Annotated in this window: 16 protein-coding genes and 3 tRNA genes; 17 read left to right on the top strand and 2 right to left on the bottom strand. The window is 61.2% G+C overall.

What is annotated here, in order from left to right:
• Positions 1-45: 45 nt before the first annotated feature.
• The 12 genes from H0V34_01960 to H0V34_01905 all read left to right on the top strand — a co-directional run bounded on the left by H0V34_01960 (position 46) and on the right by H0V34_01905 (position 11,651).
• Positions 46-696 carry a phosphoribosylanthranilate isomerase gene (locus H0V34_01960; GenBank protein MBA2490502.1) on the top strand — a complete coding sequence of 217 codons (651 nt, stop codon included), beginning with the start codon at positions 46-48 and terminating at the stop codon, positions 694-696.
• Positions 674-1,906 carry a tryptophan synthase subunit beta gene (trpB, locus tag H0V34_01955; protein MBA2490501.1) on the top strand — a complete coding sequence of 411 codons (1,233 nt, stop codon included), beginning with the start codon at positions 674-676 and terminating at the stop codon, positions 1,904-1,906. Before H0V34_01960 ends, trpB begins: the two co-directional genes overlap by 23 nt.
• A complete protein-coding gene (locus H0V34_01950; GenBank protein ID MBA2490500.1) occupies positions 1,903-2,730 on the top strand; it encodes a tryptophan synthase subunit alpha in 828 nt (275 codons plus the stop codon). The genes trpB and H0V34_01950 overlap by 4 nt, the downstream gene beginning before the upstream one ends.
• A gap of 94 nt (positions 2,731-2,824) precedes the next feature.
• Positions 2,825-3,766: an acetyl-CoA carboxylase carboxyltransferase subunit beta gene (locus H0V34_01945; protein ID MBA2490499.1), complete on the top strand. Its 942-nt coding sequence runs from the start codon at positions 2,825-2,827 to the stop codon at positions 3,764-3,766.
• A gap of 27 nt (positions 3,767-3,793) precedes the next feature.
• Positions 3,794-5,053 (top strand): bifunctional tetrahydrofolate synthase/dihydrofolate synthase, encoded by a 1,260-nt coding sequence (gene folC / locus H0V34_01940; protein ID MBA2490498.1) that lies wholly within the window; start codon positions 3,794-3,796, stop codon positions 5,051-5,053.
• An 83-nt stretch (positions 5,054-5,136) separates the two neighbouring features.
• A complete protein-coding gene (locus H0V34_01935) occupies positions 5,137-5,922 on the top strand; it encodes an SPOR domain-containing protein (protein MBA2490497.1) in 786 nt (261 codons plus the stop codon).
• A gap of 105 nt (positions 5,923-6,027) precedes the next feature.
• A complete protein-coding gene (locus H0V34_01930; protein MBA2490496.1) occupies positions 6,028-6,564 on the top strand; it encodes a CvpA family protein in 537 nt (178 codons plus the stop codon).
• Positions 6,565-6,595: 31 nt separating this feature from the next.
• The gene (purF, locus tag H0V34_01925) at positions 6,596-8,101 is read left to right on the top strand and encodes an amidophosphoribosyltransferase (GenBank protein ID MBA2490495.1); all 1,506 of its coding nucleotides are present in this window, start codon (positions 6,596-6,598) and stop codon (positions 8,099-8,101) included.
• A gap of 87 nt (positions 8,102-8,188) precedes the next feature.
• On the top strand, positions 8,189-8,731 hold the full coding sequence (locus H0V34_01920; protein MBA2490494.1) for a L,D-transpeptidase: 543 nt from the start codon (positions 8,189-8,191) through the stop codon (positions 8,729-8,731).
• A 58-nt stretch (positions 8,732-8,789) separates the two neighbouring features.
• On the top strand, positions 8,790-8,999 hold the full coding sequence (locus H0V34_01915; protein ID MBA2490493.1) for a type II toxin-antitoxin system HicB family antitoxin: 210 nt from the start codon (positions 8,790-8,792) through the stop codon (positions 8,997-8,999).
• A 199-nt stretch (positions 9,000-9,198) separates the two neighbouring features.
• Positions 9,199-10,392 (top strand): O-succinylhomoserine sulfhydrylase, encoded by a 1,194-nt coding sequence (locus H0V34_01910; GenBank protein MBA2490492.1) that lies wholly within the window; start codon positions 9,199-9,201, stop codon positions 10,390-10,392.
• Between the two features lie 29 nt (positions 10,393-10,421).
• Positions 10,422-11,651: a DUF4147 domain-containing protein gene (locus tag H0V34_01905; GenBank protein ID MBA2490491.1), complete on the top strand. Its 1,230-nt coding sequence runs from the start codon at positions 10,422-10,424 to the stop codon at positions 11,649-11,651.
• 155 nt (positions 11,652-11,806) lie between these two features.
• Here H0V34_01905 and H0V34_01900 read toward each other — a convergent pair whose 3' ends face one another.
• Complete coding sequence (locus tag H0V34_01900; GenBank protein MBA2490490.1) at positions 11,807-12,535, bottom strand: UDP-2,3-diacylglucosamine diphosphatase; 729 nt, start codon at positions 12,533-12,535, stop codon at positions 11,807-11,809.
• Between the two features lie 14 nt (positions 12,536-12,549).
• Positions 12,550-13,128 (bottom strand): peptidyl-prolyl cis-trans isomerase, encoded by a 579-nt coding sequence (locus tag H0V34_01895; GenBank protein ID MBA2490489.1) that lies wholly within the window; start codon positions 13,126-13,128, stop codon positions 12,550-12,552.
• A gap of 102 nt (positions 13,129-13,230) precedes the next feature.
• Here H0V34_01895 and H0V34_01890 point away from each other — a divergent pair, with 102 nt between their 5' ends.
• From H0V34_01890 to H0V34_01870, 5 genes are all read left to right on the top strand, one after another.
• Complete coding sequence (locus H0V34_01890; protein ID MBA2490488.1) at positions 13,231-14,673, top strand: glutamate--tRNA ligase; 1,443 nt, start codon at positions 13,231-13,233, stop codon at positions 14,671-14,673.
• Positions 14,674-14,680: 7 nt separating this feature from the next.
• Positions 14,681-16,147: a cysteine--tRNA ligase gene (locus H0V34_01885; GenBank protein MBA2490487.1), complete on the top strand. Its 1,467-nt coding sequence runs from the start codon at positions 14,681-14,683 to the stop codon at positions 16,145-16,147.
• Positions 16,148-16,247: 100 nt separating this feature from the next.
• Positions 16,248-16,324 (top strand) — tRNA-Pro (locus H0V34_01880).
• A gap of 50 nt (positions 16,325-16,374) precedes the next feature.
• Positions 16,375-16,451: transfer RNA gene (locus H0V34_01875), tRNA-Arg, on the top strand.
• Positions 16,452-16,583: 132 nt separating this feature from the next.
• Positions 16,584-16,659: transfer RNA gene (locus H0V34_01870), tRNA-His, on the top strand.
• Positions 16,660-16,704 lie beyond the last annotated feature (45 nt).

The raw sequence follows: 16,704 nt of genomic DNA, 5'->3' as shown, positions 1-16,704 counted from the left end.
ATTTGTGATACGCTTTTGCGTTGTTTACCCTATGGAAAGCGACCGTTGCGTACACGGATCAAGATATGCGGCATTACCCGGGCTGAGGACGCACGGGCTGCTGTTGAGCTGGGCGCCGATGCAATCGGTCTGGTATTTTATCCTGCCAGTTCCCGCTATGTTTCGATCGCGCAGGCCCGTGAGCTGGCGCTTGCCGCCGGGCCTTTCGTTACGCGCGTCGGTGTATTTCTGGATGCGGATGCGGCGTATATCGAAGAGGTGCTGGCGAGCATACAGCTGGACATGTTGCAGTTTCACGGCGAGGAATCCGAAACGTTTTGCCGCCGCCTGGGCAAGCCTTATCTCAAGGCTATTGCGATGGGCCCCGAGGCCGAGGTTGCCGAAGTCGACGACATCGAGCCCTATCTGGCCCGTTATGCCAGCGCATCGGGATTTCTGCTGGACAGCCATGCGCCCGGTCAGGCCGGCGGTTCCGGGTTGGCGGTCGATTTCGCGCGGATTCCAGAGTCAAGCTCGCGCCCGCTCATCCTGGCGGGCGGCCTGAACGTCATCAACATCGCGCACGCCGTGCGCCGCACCCACCCGTACGGCGTGGACGTCAGTAGCGGCGTTGAAGCTGCCGGCGGCATCAAGGACGCGGCAAAAATCGCGGAATTTATCAAAGAGGTCAAGCGTGTCGACTGTGATCGAAACTAAAGCCCCGGTGTCAACGCCAGAGCAGCTTCCGGATCAGAAAGGCCACTTCGGGATTTACGGAGGCCGTTTTGTCTCCGAGACGCTGATGGAGCCGCTGGATGCGCTGCGCGCGGCTTACGAACACTATCGCGTCGACAAGGATTTTCAGGCCGAACTGGACGCTGATCTTGCACACTATGTCGGCCGGCCCAGCCCGCTTTATTACGCGGCAAGCTGGAGCCGCAAACTGGGCGGCGCGCAGATTTACCTTAAGCGCGAAGACCTGAATCACACCGGCGCGCACAAGGTCAACAACACCGTGGGTCAGGCGCTGCTGGCCAGGCGCATGGGCAAGACGCGCATCATCGCCGAGACCGGCGCGGGACAGCATGGCGTGGCGACCGCCACCGTCGCGGCACGGCTGGGCTTCGAATGCGTGATATATATGGGCACCGACGATATCAAACGCCAGTCGCCGAACGTGTTTCGGATGCGTTTGCTGGGCGCCGAGGTGGTGCCGGTCGTGTCGGGTTCGCGCACGCTGAAAGACGCGCTCAACGAGGCCATGCGCGACTGGGTCAGCAATGTCGATAACACGTTTTATATCATCGGCACCGTCGCCGGACCGCATCCTTACCCGTTGATGGTGCGCGATTTCCAGGCCGTAATCGGTCGCGAGGCGCGCGCGCAGTGCCTCGATCAGACCGGTGAATTGCCGGATGCGCTGGTGGCCTGCGTGGGTGGCGGTTCCAACGCGCTGGGACTTTTTCACCCGTTTCTGAACGATACAGGCGTGGCACTTTATGGCGTCGAGGCCGCGGGCAAGGGCTTGAGCACCGGCAAGCATGCGGCGTCGCTGTGTGCGGGCAAGGCTGGTGTGCTGCACGGCAATCGCACATATCTGATGCAGAGCCCGGACGGCCAGATTCTCGACACGCACTCGATCTCCGCGGGGTTGGACTATCCTGGCGTAGGTCCCGAACACGCCTGGCTGAAAGATACCGGCCGCGCCCGTTACGTGGCGGTAACCGACGACGAGGCGCTGGACGGCTTTCACGCCCTCACGCGCATCGAGGGCATTATCCCGGCGCTGGAAAGCAGCCACGCGCTGGCGTATGCCGCGAAGCTTGCTAAGACCATGGATAAGGATCAGCGCATCATCGTCAACCTTTCCGGCCGCGGCGACAAGGACATCGACACCGTCGCGCGTCACGCAGGGCTAGAGCTATGAGCCGTATCGCGACGGCTTTCGAGCGCTTGAAGCCGCGGCGGCGCTGCGCGCTGGTCGCCTACCTCATGGCCGGCGACCCGGAGCGCGATTCGACGGTGCCGCTGATGCACACGATGGTCGCGGCGGGGGCCGATATCCTGGAGCTGGGCGTGCCGTTTTCCGATCCCATGGCCGACGGGCCGGTTATCCAGGCAGCCGGTGAACGCGCCTTGCGAAACCGCGTGACCCTGCGCGATACGCTTGACATGCTTCAGTCGTTTCGTGAGCGCGATCCGCACACGCCGGTGGTGTTGATGGGCTATCTCAATCCCATCGAGACGATGGGCTGCCACACATTCGCGCAAAGCGCCGCGCAGGCTGGCGTGGACGGCGTCATCACCGTGGATCTGCCGCCCGAAGAAGCCGATGAGCTTGTGCAGGCGCTGGCACAGGTCGATATCGATCCGATCTTCCTCCTGGCGCCGACCACGACGCCGGCGCGCATTGAAACGATCTGCGCGGCGGCGCGCGGGTTCATTTATTACGTGTCACTTAAAGGTGTGACAGGCGCCGCGACCCTGGATGTCGCCGCGGTAGCACGCAAGCTCGATGAGATTCGCGCCCGCGCGACAACGCCGATTGGCGTCGGCTTCGGAATAAAGGATGCCGCGTCCGCGGGGCGTATGGCGCAAATCGCCGACGCCGTGGTGGTTGGCAGCGCGCTGGTCGAGCGCATTGCCGACAATGCCGCCGATGCCGATGCCGCGCAGGCGGAAGTCGCCGCCCTGTTGCGCGGGATGCGGGACGCGATGGACGCGCGTGCAAGCGACGTGCAGGTGGCGTGACGCACCGGACAGACATTGCCGGCTGATCGGCCTCGATCGGTGAATCACGACCTGGATAAATCCGAACAGTGTAAATAACGGCAGGAAAAATGACTTGAGCTGGTACGAGAAATTAATGCCGTCCCGCATCCGCACGGAAGGCAACAACAAGCGCAACGTGCCCGAAGGTCTATGGGACAAATGCGAGGAATGCGGCGCGATCCTCTACCGCGTCGAGCTGGAGCGGAATCTGAACGTGTGCCCCAAGTGCGGCCATCACCGGCGCATCGGCGCGCGCAAGCGGCTCGATATGTTTCTGGACAGCGGCCCGCGCGATGAGCTTGGCGCCGGTTTGCAGCCGATTGATTTCTTAAGGTTTCGGGACGAAAAAAAATACAAGGACAGACTGAACGCCGCGCAGAGGGCCACCGGCGAAAAAGACGCGCTGGTGGTCATTCGCGGGGAGCTGAAAGGTCTGCCAGTGGTGGCGGCCGCGTTCGAATTCGAGTTCATGGGCGGTTCCATGGGGTCGGTGGTCGGCGAACGCTTCGTGCGCGGCGTCAATGCCTGTCTGGAGGAAACCATTCCGCTGGTGTGCTTTTCAGCCAGCGGCGGCGCACGCATGCAGGAGGCGCTGACCTCGCTGATGCAGATGGCCAAGACCAGCGCGGCGCTGGGGCGTCTTGTGGAACGCGGAATTCCTTTTCTGTCGGTGTTGACCGACCCGACCATGGGCGGCGTATCGGCGAGTTTCGCGATGCTGGGCGATCTGCATATCGCCGAGCCTGGCGCGCTGATTGGATTCGCCGGACCGCGAGTCATTGAGCAGACCGTACGCGAGACCCTGCCGGAAGGATTTCAGCGCGCCGAATTTCTGCTTGAGCACGGCGCCATCGACATGATTGTCGATCGCCGCCAGTTGCGCGACCGTATTTCCTCCCTGTTATCGATGCTGAGCCAGCATGCAATGGGCCAGAAAGACGCGGATGCCGCGGTCATTGCCGAAGCGCGGGACGTGCAGGAGCCCGAGCTCGACACCGCGCAACAGCCGGCATAAGCACGGCGCATCCGGGTTAATATCAAATTGCGCTTCGATAAGCTCGACGACTGGCTGCACTGGCAGCAGTCGCTGCATCCGCACACGATCGAGCTTGGCCTGGAGCGGGTGGGTGTGGTCGCGCGCCGGCTGGGAGTCCAGAATCCGCGTCACAAAGTGATTACGGTCGCCGGCACCAACGGCAAAGGTTCCTGCGTGGCAATGCTCGAGGCGATCCTCATCGATGCTGGTTACCGGGTCGGCAGTTATACTTCGCCGCATCTGCTGCACTATAACGAGCGCGTGCGCGTGCAGCGGCAACCGGTTACCGATACCGCGCTGAGCAAGGCTTTCGAGCGGATCGACGGCGCCCGACAGGCCGTCAGTCTCAGCTACTTCGAGTTCGGCACTTTGGCGGCCATGCTGATTTTCGCGGACATTGATCTCGATGTCGCCATCATGGAGGTGGGCATGGGCGGACGCCTCGACGCCGTGAACCTGCTGGATGCCGACCTTGCCCTGATCACCAGTATCGACCTGGATCACACCGAGTGGCTGGGGGCAACCCGCGAATCGATCGGCTACGAGAAGGCCGGCATCATGCGCGCGGGCAAGCCCGTGGTGTGCGGTGACCCGGAGCCACCCGACAGCATTGCCGCGCACGCGGCAGCGGTCGGTGCGCGGATATACCAGCTTGGCGTCGATTTCAGCTATCGCCGCGAAGGCGACAGCTGGTGCTGGCGCGCTGCATCGGCCGGTTACGCGCACCTGCCCCTGCCCGCGCTGCGCGGCGATATTCAATTGCAGAACGCCGCGGCCGTGTTGATGGGGTTGTCGCTACTGAGCCCGCAACTGCGGGTGGACCAGGGCGGCGTCCGCAATGGTCTGCGATGTGTATCTCTGGCGGGCCGCTATCAGCGGCTGGCCGGCACGCCGGAAGTAATTCTGGATGTCGCGCACAACCCGGCCGGCGCCAGAGCGCTCGCCTCGACCTTAAGCGCCATGCCTGCTGCTGGACGCACGCTGGCTGTGTTTGCGGTGCTGGCCGACAAGGACGCGGCCAGCATGGTGGATGCGCTTGAACGCCAGGTAGATCACTGGTATCTCGCGGCCAATCATTCCGAGAGGGCATTGCCGATTGCGGCGCTACGGACTTTACTGGATGAAAAAGTCGCGGCGCGCATAGAAGCTTTCGGCGGCGTGGCGCAAGCATATCGCGCGGCCCGCGAAGCCGCGGCGAAAAGCGATCGCGTCGTTGTGTTCGGCTCTGCGTTTACCGTTGCGGAAGTGCTCGCGCTGCACGTCTAATTTACTGGATAATCTTTTCCCAACTTGGTAATAAGGAAAGGGTATAGTCCGGTTTCACTCGTCTTACGCAGGGGATAGCAATCGTGGATATCACACTCAAACAACGCCTAATCGGCGGCGCCGTGCTGGTGGCCGTCGCTGTGGTTTTCCTACCCATGATTTTCGATGGTTCGTCACGCGAGAAACCGGTCGCGCTGGACATGGATGTTCCACCCGAACCCAATTACAGCTTCGCGCCGCCGCCGGATGCGGCGAAGGAAAAGCAGGCCGGTATCAGACCTGAGTCAGACCGACCGGCAGCACCTGACAAACAGCCACCCGCCAGACCCTCCGAGGCGCGACTACCCGCGGCAGGTTCCGCGCAGGCGAATTCTGCCAGCAAGCCAAAGGACGCTTCGATGAATCCTCCGGCGGTCGCAAATCCTGCCGCGAGTACGGCCGCGATTGCGCCGGCTGGCGCCGAGACCGCGGCCGTCGATCCGGCCGCTGAAGTTCCGGCGTCAGACCCTGAATCCGCGCGCCGGTCTCCGCCGCCGGCGGTATCGGAACCCGCCGCCGCTGAGTCCCCGTCCGCGGGCGAGCAGGCGGCCGCGCGGACCCCGGCCTGGGCCGTGCAAGTGGGCAGTTTCAGCGAGCAGGAAAACGCGCGGACTCTGCGGAACCAGCTACGCGCTTCGGGTTTCGCGGCATTCGAGGAACAGGTTAAAACCGGCGGCGAACAGGTTTTCCGTGTCAAGGTCGGTCCGGAAGACGATCGCGCGCACGCCGAGGCGCTACAGGGCAAACTTCGGAGTCAAAAGGATTTGCGGGGCATCGTGGTCAGCCATCCGCGTGACGCCGCGCCGATCGTTTTACGTGGAGGCGGCTGACAGCACGGTCGCTAGCGGTCAGATGAGCCATGCGGCGATCCGCGTCGCGGCAGACATTCGAAAGCATTTTCGCGCTAAACCGCTGACGGGAGGGCCGTAACTGACATGTCGTGGCTGGATGCCGTCATCGTTCTGGTCATCGTCATCTCGGGGCTGATCGGGCTCACCCGCGGGTTTGTCAAGGAAGCCGTTTCCGTTATCACCTGGGTGGCCGCCATCTGGCTGGCCGTGCTGTTCTCAGGCGAGGTCGCAGCCATGCTGCCGCAATCGCTGGAGCATGCAGCGTTTTCATTGGGCGGCACTGACTTCGAGATCCGCAACATTCGGATTGGCATCGCGTTTGTCCTGCTCGTGGTGGCGACCCTGATTGCGGGCGCCGTCGTCAACATGCTGCTTGCTAAGATCACGAGCGCGCGGGTGGTCAAGGGTGCCGATCGCTTGCTGGGGCTCGCGTTTGGAATCGTGCGCGGCGCCGCGGTTATCGTCATAATGGTGCTGGCCGCGGGGCTTACCAGAGCGCCGCTGTCGGAGTGGTGGCATGAAGCTCATCTGCTGCCGCCGTTCGAGCGGACCGCCATTCGCATCGTCGAACTGCTGCCGGCCGACATCGCCCGGCACTTTTCGTGGGATGCAACGGTCTGACGTGAACCCATGACAGGAATTTAACGCATCCGTGTGCGGAATCATCGGCATCGTCGGACGCCAGCCCGTCAATCATTCCCTATACGATGGGCTTACCGTAATGCAGCATCGCGGGCAGGACGCCGCCGGGATCGTGACCTATCACCAGGGGCGGCTGTTTTTGCGCAAGGATAACGGGCTCGTGCGCGACGTTTTTCAGTCCCGGCATATGGATCGCCTGCCGGGCAACATCGGTATCGGTCAGGTACGTTATCCCACCGCCGGCACATCCGCTTCCGCCGAGGCGCAGCCGTTTTACGTCAATTCCCCCTACGGCATCGCGCTGGGTCACAACGGCAATCTCTCCAACGCGGCGCAGCTCAAGCGCGGACTGTTCAAGGAAGACCGGCGCCATATCAACACGGATTCCGACAGCGAGATCCTGCTGAACGTATTCGCCCAAGAACTGCTCCGCCAGGAAAAACTCAAGATCAGTCCCAAGGACGTGTTCGCCGCGGTCGCCGGCGTGCACCGACGTTGTCGGGGCGCGTATGCCGTGGTCGCCATGATTACCGGCTACGGCGTACTCGCGTTTCGCGACCCTTACGGTATCCGCCCGGTGGTATACGGCCGGCGCGAGACCGCGGACGGCCCGGAGTTCATGGTCGCGTCGGAAAGCGTCGCGCTGGACATGCTGGGCTTCGAACTGATCCGCGATCTGGCGCCCGGCGAGGCCGTGTTCATCGAAAACAACGGCAAACTGCACACGCGGCAGTGCGCCGACAATCCCGTTTATTCGCCGTGCATTTTCGAATACGTTTACTTTTCGCGGCCCGACTCGATCATTGACGAGGTGTTCGTGCACAAGGCGCGCATGCGCATGGGCAAAAAACTCGGGCAGAAAATCCTGCGCGAATGGCCGGATCACGGCATCGACGTGGTGATCCCGATTCCCGACACCAGCCGCACCGCCGCGCAGGAAATCGCGTTTCAGTTAAACGTGAAATATCGCGAGGGCTTTATCAAGAACCGTTACATCGGCCGCACCTTCATCATGCCAGGTCAGGAACAGCGCGAGCGCTCCGTGCGCCAGAAGCTCAACCCGCTGGACATCGAATACAAGCGCAAGAACGTGCTGCTGGTGGATGATTCCATCGTGCGCGGTACGACTTCGACGGAGATCGTGCAGATGGCGCGCGAAGCCGGCGCGCGCAACGTGTTCTTCGCGTCCGCCGCGCCGCCGATACGGTATCCCAACGTGTACGGTATCGATATGCCATCCCCCCATGAGCTGATCGCCCACGGCCGTACCGAGGAGCAGGTGCGCGAGGCGCTGGGCGCCGACCGGCTCATTTATCAGGAACTGGACGATCTGGAGCAGTCGGTGCGCAAGGGCAACCCCAGACTGCAACACTTCGACTGTTCGATTTTTACCGGCGAATACGTCACCGACGTGAGCCGCGAATATCTGGATTCGGTCGCGCGCGACCGTAACGACGGAGCCAAGCAGGAACGTGCCAGAAAATACGTGGATATCGACCTGCACCACAGCGCGTAACCTCAGGCCGTGGTTATCGGTCATTGTTGTATTCCTGGGCTGTACGGCGGTACCGCTCGTCCATGCCGCACATACCCCGCTGAGTTGATGCCGCGCGACCCATTGCCCGACAGCATCGAAGCGTTGCAGCGCTTGCCGTCGTCCGCGCACAAGGTGCTGGCTGTTGTCAGTCTGGCGAAGCAAACGCTCTCGCTCTATCGAGACGGCAATCTGATCAAGACTTATCCCGTTTCGACCTCGAAGTATGGCGCGGGCAACCGGGACGGCAGCCACAGGACACCGCTCGGCGTACACAGCATCAAAGAAAAGATCGGCGGCGATGCGCCATTCGGCACGATCTTCAAGGGACGCAAGAACACCCACCAGGTCGCGCAGATCGTCAGCGACCAGACCAAGACCATGGATGATTTCATCACTTCGCGCATCTTATGGCTGGAAGGCCAGGAACCAGGCATCAATCGCGGCGAAGACATCGACAGCTATGCGCGCTACATCTACATCCACGGTACGCACGAAGAGGCACTCATCGGTCAGCCCGTCTCCATCGGCTGCATCCGCATGCGCAACCGCGACGTGGTCGAGCTGTACGACTGGATGCGGGAGGGTGATCTGGTGATGATTGTGGAGTAGCGTTTCCGTACTGCACGAATGCGATTTCCCGAAGGACTATCAATGATCAGAGAAATGTATGGCTAAACAATGGACCGCAATTATCGAGCGCGAGGGCGATGGATACGTTGCGCTATGCCCGGAGCTTGACATTGCCAGTCAGGGAGATACGGTGGACGAGGCTCGGAACAACCTGAAGGAGGCGTTGGAGCTGTTCTTCGAGGCAACATCCCTGGAAGAGATCAAGGAAAGGCTTCACTCCGATGACAATCCACGTTCGCTGACCTGACGTGACAGCCAAAGCACGCCATCATTGTTTGACATCCCTGCGAAGCTGACATAGCCTTCCAATCAGCGCCGATTTGATCTCAGATTGCGGGCGCTTGATAAATGCGGCTAAAGAGAGGTCAGAGACCCCGCTTTAGCTATTCGGCTTGCGGGTTTTTTTGTGCCCGTGGGTGTATGCAGCCAATGACTTGCAGTGCGCTATGAGTATCGACAACCCACACGACTATCGATTCGAAACCCTGGCGGTGCGTGCCGGGCAGGTGCGCACACAAGAGGGCGAGCACTCGGAGCCGATCTTCCAGACCTCCAGCTTCATCTTCGAGAATGCGGCGCAGGCGGCGGCGCGTTTCAAGGGCGAGGAAGCCGGCAACATTTATTCGCGTTTCACCAATCCCACCGTGCGTACTTTCCAGAACCGCCTCGCCGCGCTGGAAGGCGGCGCGACCTGCGTGGCGACTTCTTCCGGCATGGCGGCGATCCTCGCGACCTGTATGGCATTGCTGAAAAGCGGCGATCATGTCGTCACGTCGCGCGGCGTGTTTGGCGCCACCACCAGCCTGTTCAATACTTATTTTCTGAAGTTCGGCGTGGAGGTGGATTTCGTGCCGCTCACGGATCTCGACATCTGGCGCGATGCGATCAAGCCGAACACGCGTCTGCTGTATCTGGAAACGCCGTCGAATCCGCTGGTGGAACTGGTGGATATCCGGGCGCTGGCCGACATCACTCACGAGCGCGATTGCCTGCTGGTGGTGGATAATTGCTTCTGCACGCCGGTTTTGCAGAAGCCGCTGAGTCTGGGCGCCGACATCGTGATCCACTCGGCCACCAAATATCTGGACGGGCAGGGGCGCTGCGTTGGCGGCGCGGTGGTCGGCGATGCGGAGCTGGTTGGCAAGGAAGTGTTCGCGTTTCTGCGCACCGCCGGGCCCACTTTAAGCGCCTTCAATGCGTGGAATTTCACCAAGGGGCTGGAAACCTTGAGCCTGCGCATGCGCGCGATGTGCGCCACGGCGCAGACGCTTGCCGAATGGCTGGAGGAACAGCCGCGCGTAACTCATGTTTATTATCCCGGGCTCGCGTCGCATCCTCAGCACGAGCTGGCGATGCGGCAGCAGAGCGGATTCGGCGGCATCGTGTCTTTCGAGATCGATGGCGGGCGCGAGGTGGCCTGGCGGCTGATCGACAGCACGCGCCTGATTTCGATCACCGCAAACCTTGGCGACACCAAGACCACGATTACGCATCCGGCTACCACCACGCACGGGCGCCTGACCGACGAGCTGCGGGAACTAGCCGGCATCAAACCCAACCTGTTGCGCATAGCCGTTGGGCTGGAAAACGTGGAAGATCTCAAGGCGGATTTGCAGCGCGGCTTCGACGCGCTACAGTAGGCGCAATTCAAAAAAATACGGGTGCTCCAATGAACAATGCAGTCCGCGACGATTTGCTGCATATTTATCAGGCCGCGCTGAAACGCGTATCGGGTTTCGATGCCGTAAAACGGCGTCTCGAAGAGCGTCCGCTGCAGGTCGAGCATCGGCTGATCGCGATCGGCAAGGCCGCGGCGTCCATGAGTCTGGGCGCGCTGGCCGTGGGCGGTGATCTGATCAAGGCTGGCCTGGTCATCACCAAGCACGATCACCTGGACCCCGCGCTGGATAAATACCCGCACGTGCGCTGTCTGGAATCAGACCATCCGGTGCCCGGCGAGGACAGTCTGGCGGCGGGCGCTGAACTACTGGAATTCATTGAGCAAGCGCCAGCCGACGCGCGGTTTCTGTTTCTGATCTCCGGCGGCGCGTCGAGTCTCGCGGAGGTGTTGGCGGAAGGCATGGATCTCGAGAACCTGCGCAAGCTGACCGATGCGCTGCTGGCCGGGGGTTTAAGCATCACCAAAATGAATCAGGTGCGCCGCGGTATTTCGCGGATCAAGGGCGGGCACTTGGCGACCTTCCTCAAGAGGCGCGAGACACTGTGTCTGCTGATCTCGGACGTGCCGGGCGATGATCCCGCAGTGATCGGCTCCGGGCCGCTGGTTCGTATCGAGGGCGAGTCGGCGCTTGAAAATCTACCGGCGAATGTCACGCGCCTGCTTGAGAACGTACGACTGGTGCCCGCTCCCGATGCGAGCGTTTTCGATTCGATCGACATCGAGGTGATCGCTACGCTCGAAGACGCCAAGACCGCTGCCGCCGCCGAAGCCGGGCGTCTGGGCTACGCCACGAAGGTTTACCCCGAGTTTTTAGAGGACGACGCTGCGGCGGCGGCGCGCTCGTTGACTGCCCAGCTTGCCGATGCCGCGGACGGCATTCACATCTGGGGCGGCGAGACGGCGGTCACCTTGCCATCAAATCCAGGGCGCGGTGGACGTAATCAGCACCTGGCATTGGCGGCGGCACTCGAATTGAAAGGTAAACAAGGCTTGTACCTGCTGGCGGCGGGCACCGACGGCACCGACGGGCCCACCGAGGACGCGGGCGCGCTGGTGGACGGGGAGACCGTAGCGCGCGGCGAAGAGAGCGGTCTTTCGGCCGAAGATGCACTCAAGCGCGCGGATGGCGGCACGTTTCTGGAGGCGAGCGGCGATCTGATCCGCACCGGCCCGTCCGGCACCAATGTTATGGATCTGGTCATCGGTCTCAAGATGTAAGCTACCGCGACGGCGTCTTGCCCCGCGGCGCTACTCCGGCATCGACCAGTTGTAGGTCGGGAATCCATTCCTGACGCACTGAGGTCGCCAAGGGCTTGGCGACCTCAGGACTTGCGGAGACCGCGCGTCCGGATCGTTGGCGGCAACACGTGTCGCTAAACCGGCAGCGAGGTCAGTTCGCAGCCCCACGGTGTACAACGCAGCACGCTGCCTTGTTCATACCAGTCGCCCAGCACATAGCGGATCGCGGATCGTCCATCGATGTTCAGTGCATGCACCGCGGGGCGATGAGTATGCCCGTGGATCAGGCGGCGCACGCCGCGTTGCCTCATCACGTCTTCCACCGCTTGCGCGTTTACATCCATAATCCGGGGCCGTTTTTCACCCACGGCCTGCCGACTTTGCCCGCGCAGACCGCCCGCAATCTTGCGCCGCATGTTGACACTCAACGATAGCAGGAGCTTTCGCGTCAACGGGTGGCGGATTTTCTTGCGGAACGACTGGTACGACTTGTCGTCGGTGCACAAGGTATCGCCGTGCATTATCAACGTGGGTTCGCCGTACAAATCGATCACGCTCGCTTCCGGCAACAGCGTGCAGCCGCTTTGCTTCGCGAACTCGCGTCCGATTAAAAAGTCGCGATTGCCATGAATGAAATAGACGGGTACACCGCGCGCGGTCAACGCCGCGAGGGCGCCGATGGTAGGCTGAAGCGCGGCGGCAGGATCATCGTCACCCAGCCAGTATTCGTACAGATCACCGAGAATATAAAGGGCGTCTGCGTCGCCAGCGTCTACCCGCAGAAACTTGGCGAAGCACTCGATGATGTGCGGCCGCGCGCCATCAAGATGCAGATCGGCGATAAACAGCGTCGCGCCTCCCACGGGCCGCGGCGCGTTTAATCGACGACGCTCACCTTCTCGATAATCACCGGCTCCCGTGGCACGTTCTGATGTGGACCTTGATTGCCGGTGGCGACCTTGGCGATCGCTTCGACCACATCCAGACCTTGCGTCACTTTGCCGAACACCGCGTAGCCCCAGCCCTGCGGTGTTTTCGACTTGAAGTTCAAGAAATCATTATTCTGCAGATTGATAAAAAACTGCGAACTGGCGGAATCAGGATCGGGCGTGCGCGCCATGGCGATCGAACCCTGAGTGTTTTGCAGTCCGTTGTCCGCTTCGTTTTTGACCGGATCGCGGGTATCCTTTTCGGACATTTTAGGCGTGAAACCGCCGCCCTGGATCATGAATCCGGGAATCACGCGATGGAAGACAGTGCCATCGTAGAAGCCATCGCGCGCGTAGGCGACAAAATTTTCCACCGTAACCGGCGCCTTGCCTTCGTATAGCTCCAGGGTGATGGGGCCTTTGCTGGTCTCCATATTGACCGTGGTGTCCGCGTGGGTCATGTCGTTTGCTCCGAGGTTTAAACTGAGGATGCTCGCAATGAGCGCGCCGTGCGTTGTGATTTTCATGAGGTGGGTCGCTGGTTGACGATGCGGGTATCATACCGGCGCATTGTGCCGCGTCAACGCGTCAGTCATTGCGAGTCAGGTGTTTACTTTTACCATTCAGTCATGGAGCACACCCCGATCAAGACCCGCTTTGCGCCTAGCCCGACAGGTTATATGCACCTCGGCAACGCGCGCACCGCATTGTTCAACGCCCTGGTGGCGCGCAAGCGCGGCGGCGTGTTTCTGTTGCGCATCGAGGATACCGATGCGCAACGCAGCGCGGAAATTTATCGGCAGGCGCTGATCGAAGACTTGCGCTGGCTGGGTCTCGATTGGCAGGAGGGGCCGGAGAAAGATTTGCATAACGGCCCTTACGCGCAGTCTCAGCGTGGCGATATCTATCGCAAACACTACGATGCGCTGATCGAGCAGGATCGCGCGTATCCCTGCTTTTGCTCCACGCAGGAACTGAAGCAGATACGAAAAAGCCAGCTCGCGGCGGGTCAGCCGCCCCGTTATCCCGGCACCTGCGCGCGATTGACCGCGCCAGAGGTGGAAGCTCGGCTTACGGGCGGTATGGAGCCCAGCCTGCGGTTCTGCGTGCCCAAAGAAGGCATGATCGAATTCGACGATCTCGTGCGCGGGCCCCAGCGTTATCATGGCAGCGCTATCGGCGATTTCGTTATTCGCCGCTCTGACGGCACGCCCGCGTTTTTCTTCTGCAACGCGGTGGACGATGCGCTCATGGGCGTAACTCTGGTGTTGCGCGGTGAAGATCATCTGAGCAACACGCCGCGCCAGTTGCTGCTGTTGAACGCATTGGGCTACGAAGCGCCGCGATATGGCCACATCGCGCTGCTCACCGGTCCGGCGGGCAGCCCGCTTTCCAAACGGCGCGGCGCGCGAAGCGTACGTGAGCTGCGCGAGGCGGGTTATCTGCCGCTGGCCATCAATAATTATCTGGCGCGGCTGGGGAACGTATATGAACGCAATGATTTGTTGTCGCCGCCTGAGCTGTCGGAACAGTTCGATCTCTCGCGTCTGGGACGTGCATCCGCGCAGTTTGACGAGGGTCACTTGCGATACTGGCAGAAAGAGGCGGTGCTGCGCAGCGCGGACGCCGAAGTGTGGGATTGGCTCAAGGCAGGTTGTAATGCTGCTAAGACGCGAATCGAAGCCCTTGTGCCCGCGGAACATCACTTAAACTTCGTGCGCGCCGTGCACGACAATATCGAGCTGCCGCTGGATGCTTACCGGCTGGCCTGCGATTTATTCGACGATACACTTCACGTGACTGACGAGGCGGAAGCAACAATCCGGCAGGCGGAAGCGCATTTCTTCGAGATCGCGGCAGCTCAGCTACCGCCGTCGCCAGACGATTTCAAGGCGTATGCGCGCGCGGTCGGCGAAGCGGCCGGCATTAAGGGCAAAGCGCTTTTCATGCCGTTGCGCGCGGCGCTGACTGGCGCCTTGCACGGCCCGGAGATGGCGCGCGTGTTCCCGCTAATCGGCATCGAGCGCGCGCGAACGCGATTGCAGACGGCGCAGGCGAAAGCTAAAGATTAAGACGTCCATGCTGCAAATCTACAACAGTCTCACCCGGCGCAAGGAACCCTTCCGTCCCATCGAAGCGGGCAAAGTGCGCATGTACGTGTGCGGCATGACCGTGTATGACTACTGTCACATCGGCCACGCACGGGTGTTGATCGCTTTCGACGTGGTGCTGCGTTACCTGCGCGCGCGCGGATTCAAGGTTACTTACGTGCGCAACATCACCGATATCGACGACAAGATTATCCGTCGCGCGCAGGAAAACGGCGAAAGCATTCAGGCGCTCACCGCGCGGTTCATCGACGCGATGCGCGATGACTCCGCCGCTCTAGGCAATTTGCCGCCCGATTTCGAACCCCGCGCGACCGAGTTTATGCCGCGGATCATCGCGATGGTGGAGAGCCTGGTAGCCAAGCGCTACGCGTATGTCGGCGCCAACAATGATGTGTATTACGACGTGTCGCGGTTCGAGGGCTACGGCAAGCTCTCCGGCAAGGACCCGCAGTCGTTACGCGCCGGTGCGCGGGTCGAAGTGGCCGAAGCCAAGGACGATCCGCTGGATTTCGTGCTGTGGAAAGCGGCCAAAGCGGACGAGCCGGCGTGGGACTCGCCCTGGGGGCTAGGCCGTCCGGGCTGGCACATCGAGTGCTCGACGATGGCGACAGATAAGTTGGGGGCGCACTTCGACATCCACGGCGGCGGCATGGACCTGCAGTTCCCGCATCACGAAAACGAGATCGCGCAGAGCGAGGCGTGGTCGGGCGAACCGTTCGTCAATTACTGGATGCACAACGGCTTCGTGCGCGTGGACGACGAGAAGATGTCCAAGTCTCTGGGCAATTTTGTTACGGTGCGTGATGTGTTCGATTGCTACAAGAATGATCCGCGCGTGCCCGAGATCGTTCGGTATTTCATCATCAGAAGCCACTATCGCAGCCCGCTGAATTTCTCGTACGAGCAACTGGAGGGCGCGCGTGCGGCGCTGACCCGCTGGTACACCGCGCTGCATGGATTGCCGGAGGTCGAACCCGAAGTTAATACAGACTACGAACTTCGCTTCGACGCGGCCATGAACGATGATTTCAACGTGCCGGAGGCGCGCGTCGTGCTATCCGAGTTGGCGAACAAGATCAATGTTGCTAAGAGGGAAAAGCGGCTGGACGATGCGGCGGTACTCGGCGCCGGACTTCGCAAACTGGGCGCCATCCTGGGCTTGTTGCAGAACGACCCGGATGCGTTTTTGAAGGCAAAAAGAACGCTCACGCTTGATGTCGACGCTATCCTCCACTCAAGCGAAAAGACGGTCACCGTTGGCGTTGATGCCGTGATTGATTTCTCTGATGAGAAAATCGACGACCTGATGCAACAACGCTCCGATGCCCGAAAAGCTAAAAACTGGGTGGCAGCCGATCGTATTCGCAAAGATCTGGAGGGCGCTGATATCATTTTGGAGGACGGCCCAGAAGGCACGACCTGGCGGCGAGGCTAGCGCCGCCGTTGACCGTTATCGCCGCCGAAACGTACCATACGGCGCCTTGCGGGATACCTGCTTCTGAGGGATCATGAGCACGGCTTGATAGTGATTGCTTCGGGGTATAGCGCAGTCTGGTAGCGCACCTGCTTTGGGAGCAGGGGGTCGGGGGTTCGAATCCCTCTACCCCGACCAGTTTGGTATCGACTGTTGCGCGATCAGCGCCGATATCGGAAGCGAAATCTGCGCCTGTAGCTCAGCCGGATAGAGCAACGGCCTTCTAAGCCGTGGGTCGCAGGTTCGAATCCTGCCAGGCGCGCCAGCGCATTTATGGCGAGTAGCTCAGTTGAGTGAGGCGGAGCTGCCCGTCGAACGACCCGTCAGGGAAGACGGGGCAGGTGTTTGCGACATGCAATGAGTCTCGCCAGGGACGGCTGGTTCAAATCAAGTTATGGTGAGCGTAGCTCAGTTGGTAGAGCCCCGGATTGTGATTCCGGTTGTCGTGGGTTCGAGTCCCATCGTTCACCCCATCTCCTTAGGGGCCGTTAGCTCAATTGGTAGAGCAGCTGACTCTT

Source organism: Gammaproteobacteria bacterium, assembly GCA_013696315.1.
Taxonomy (GTDB): Bacteria; Pseudomonadota; Gammaproteobacteria; order JACCYU01; family JACCYU01; genus JACCYU01.
This window is presented reverse-complemented; position numbering and strand designations above follow the sequence as displayed.

Bases quoted from the DNA above. Each gene is read 5' to 3' on its own strand.
- H0V34_01950 (MBA2490500.1), top strand. From the start codon at position 1,903: ATGAGCCGTATCGCGACGGCTTTCGAGCGCTTGAAGCCGCGGCGGCGC.
- H0V34_01930 (MBA2490496.1), top strand. From the start codon at position 6,028: ATGTCGTGGCTGGATGCCGTCATCGTTCTGGTCATCGTCATCTCGGGG.
- H0V34_01920 (MBA2490494.1), top strand. From the start codon at position 8,189: ATGCCGCGCGACCCATTGCCCGACAGCATCGAAGCGTTGCAGCGCTTG.
- H0V34_01915 (MBA2490493.1), top strand. From the start codon at position 8,790: ATGGCTAAACAATGGACCGCAATTATCGAGCGCGAGGGCGATGGATAC.
- H0V34_01910 (MBA2490492.1), top strand. From the start codon at position 9,199: ATGAGTATCGACAACCCACACGACTATCGATTCGAAACCCTGGCGGTG.
- H0V34_01905 (MBA2490491.1), top strand. From the start codon at position 10,422: ATGAACAATGCAGTCCGCGACGATTTGCTGCATATTTATCAGGCCGCG.
- H0V34_01895 (MBA2490489.1), bottom strand. From the start codon at position 13,128: ATGAAAATCACAACGCACGGCGCGCTCATTGCGAGCATCCTCAGTTTA.
- H0V34_01890 (MBA2490488.1), top strand. From the start codon at position 13,231: ATGGAGCACACCCCGATCAAGACCCGCTTTGCGCCTAGCCCGACAGGT.
- H0V34_01885 (MBA2490487.1), top strand. From the start codon at position 14,681: ATGCTGCAAATCTACAACAGTCTCACCCGGCGCAAGGAACCCTTCCGT.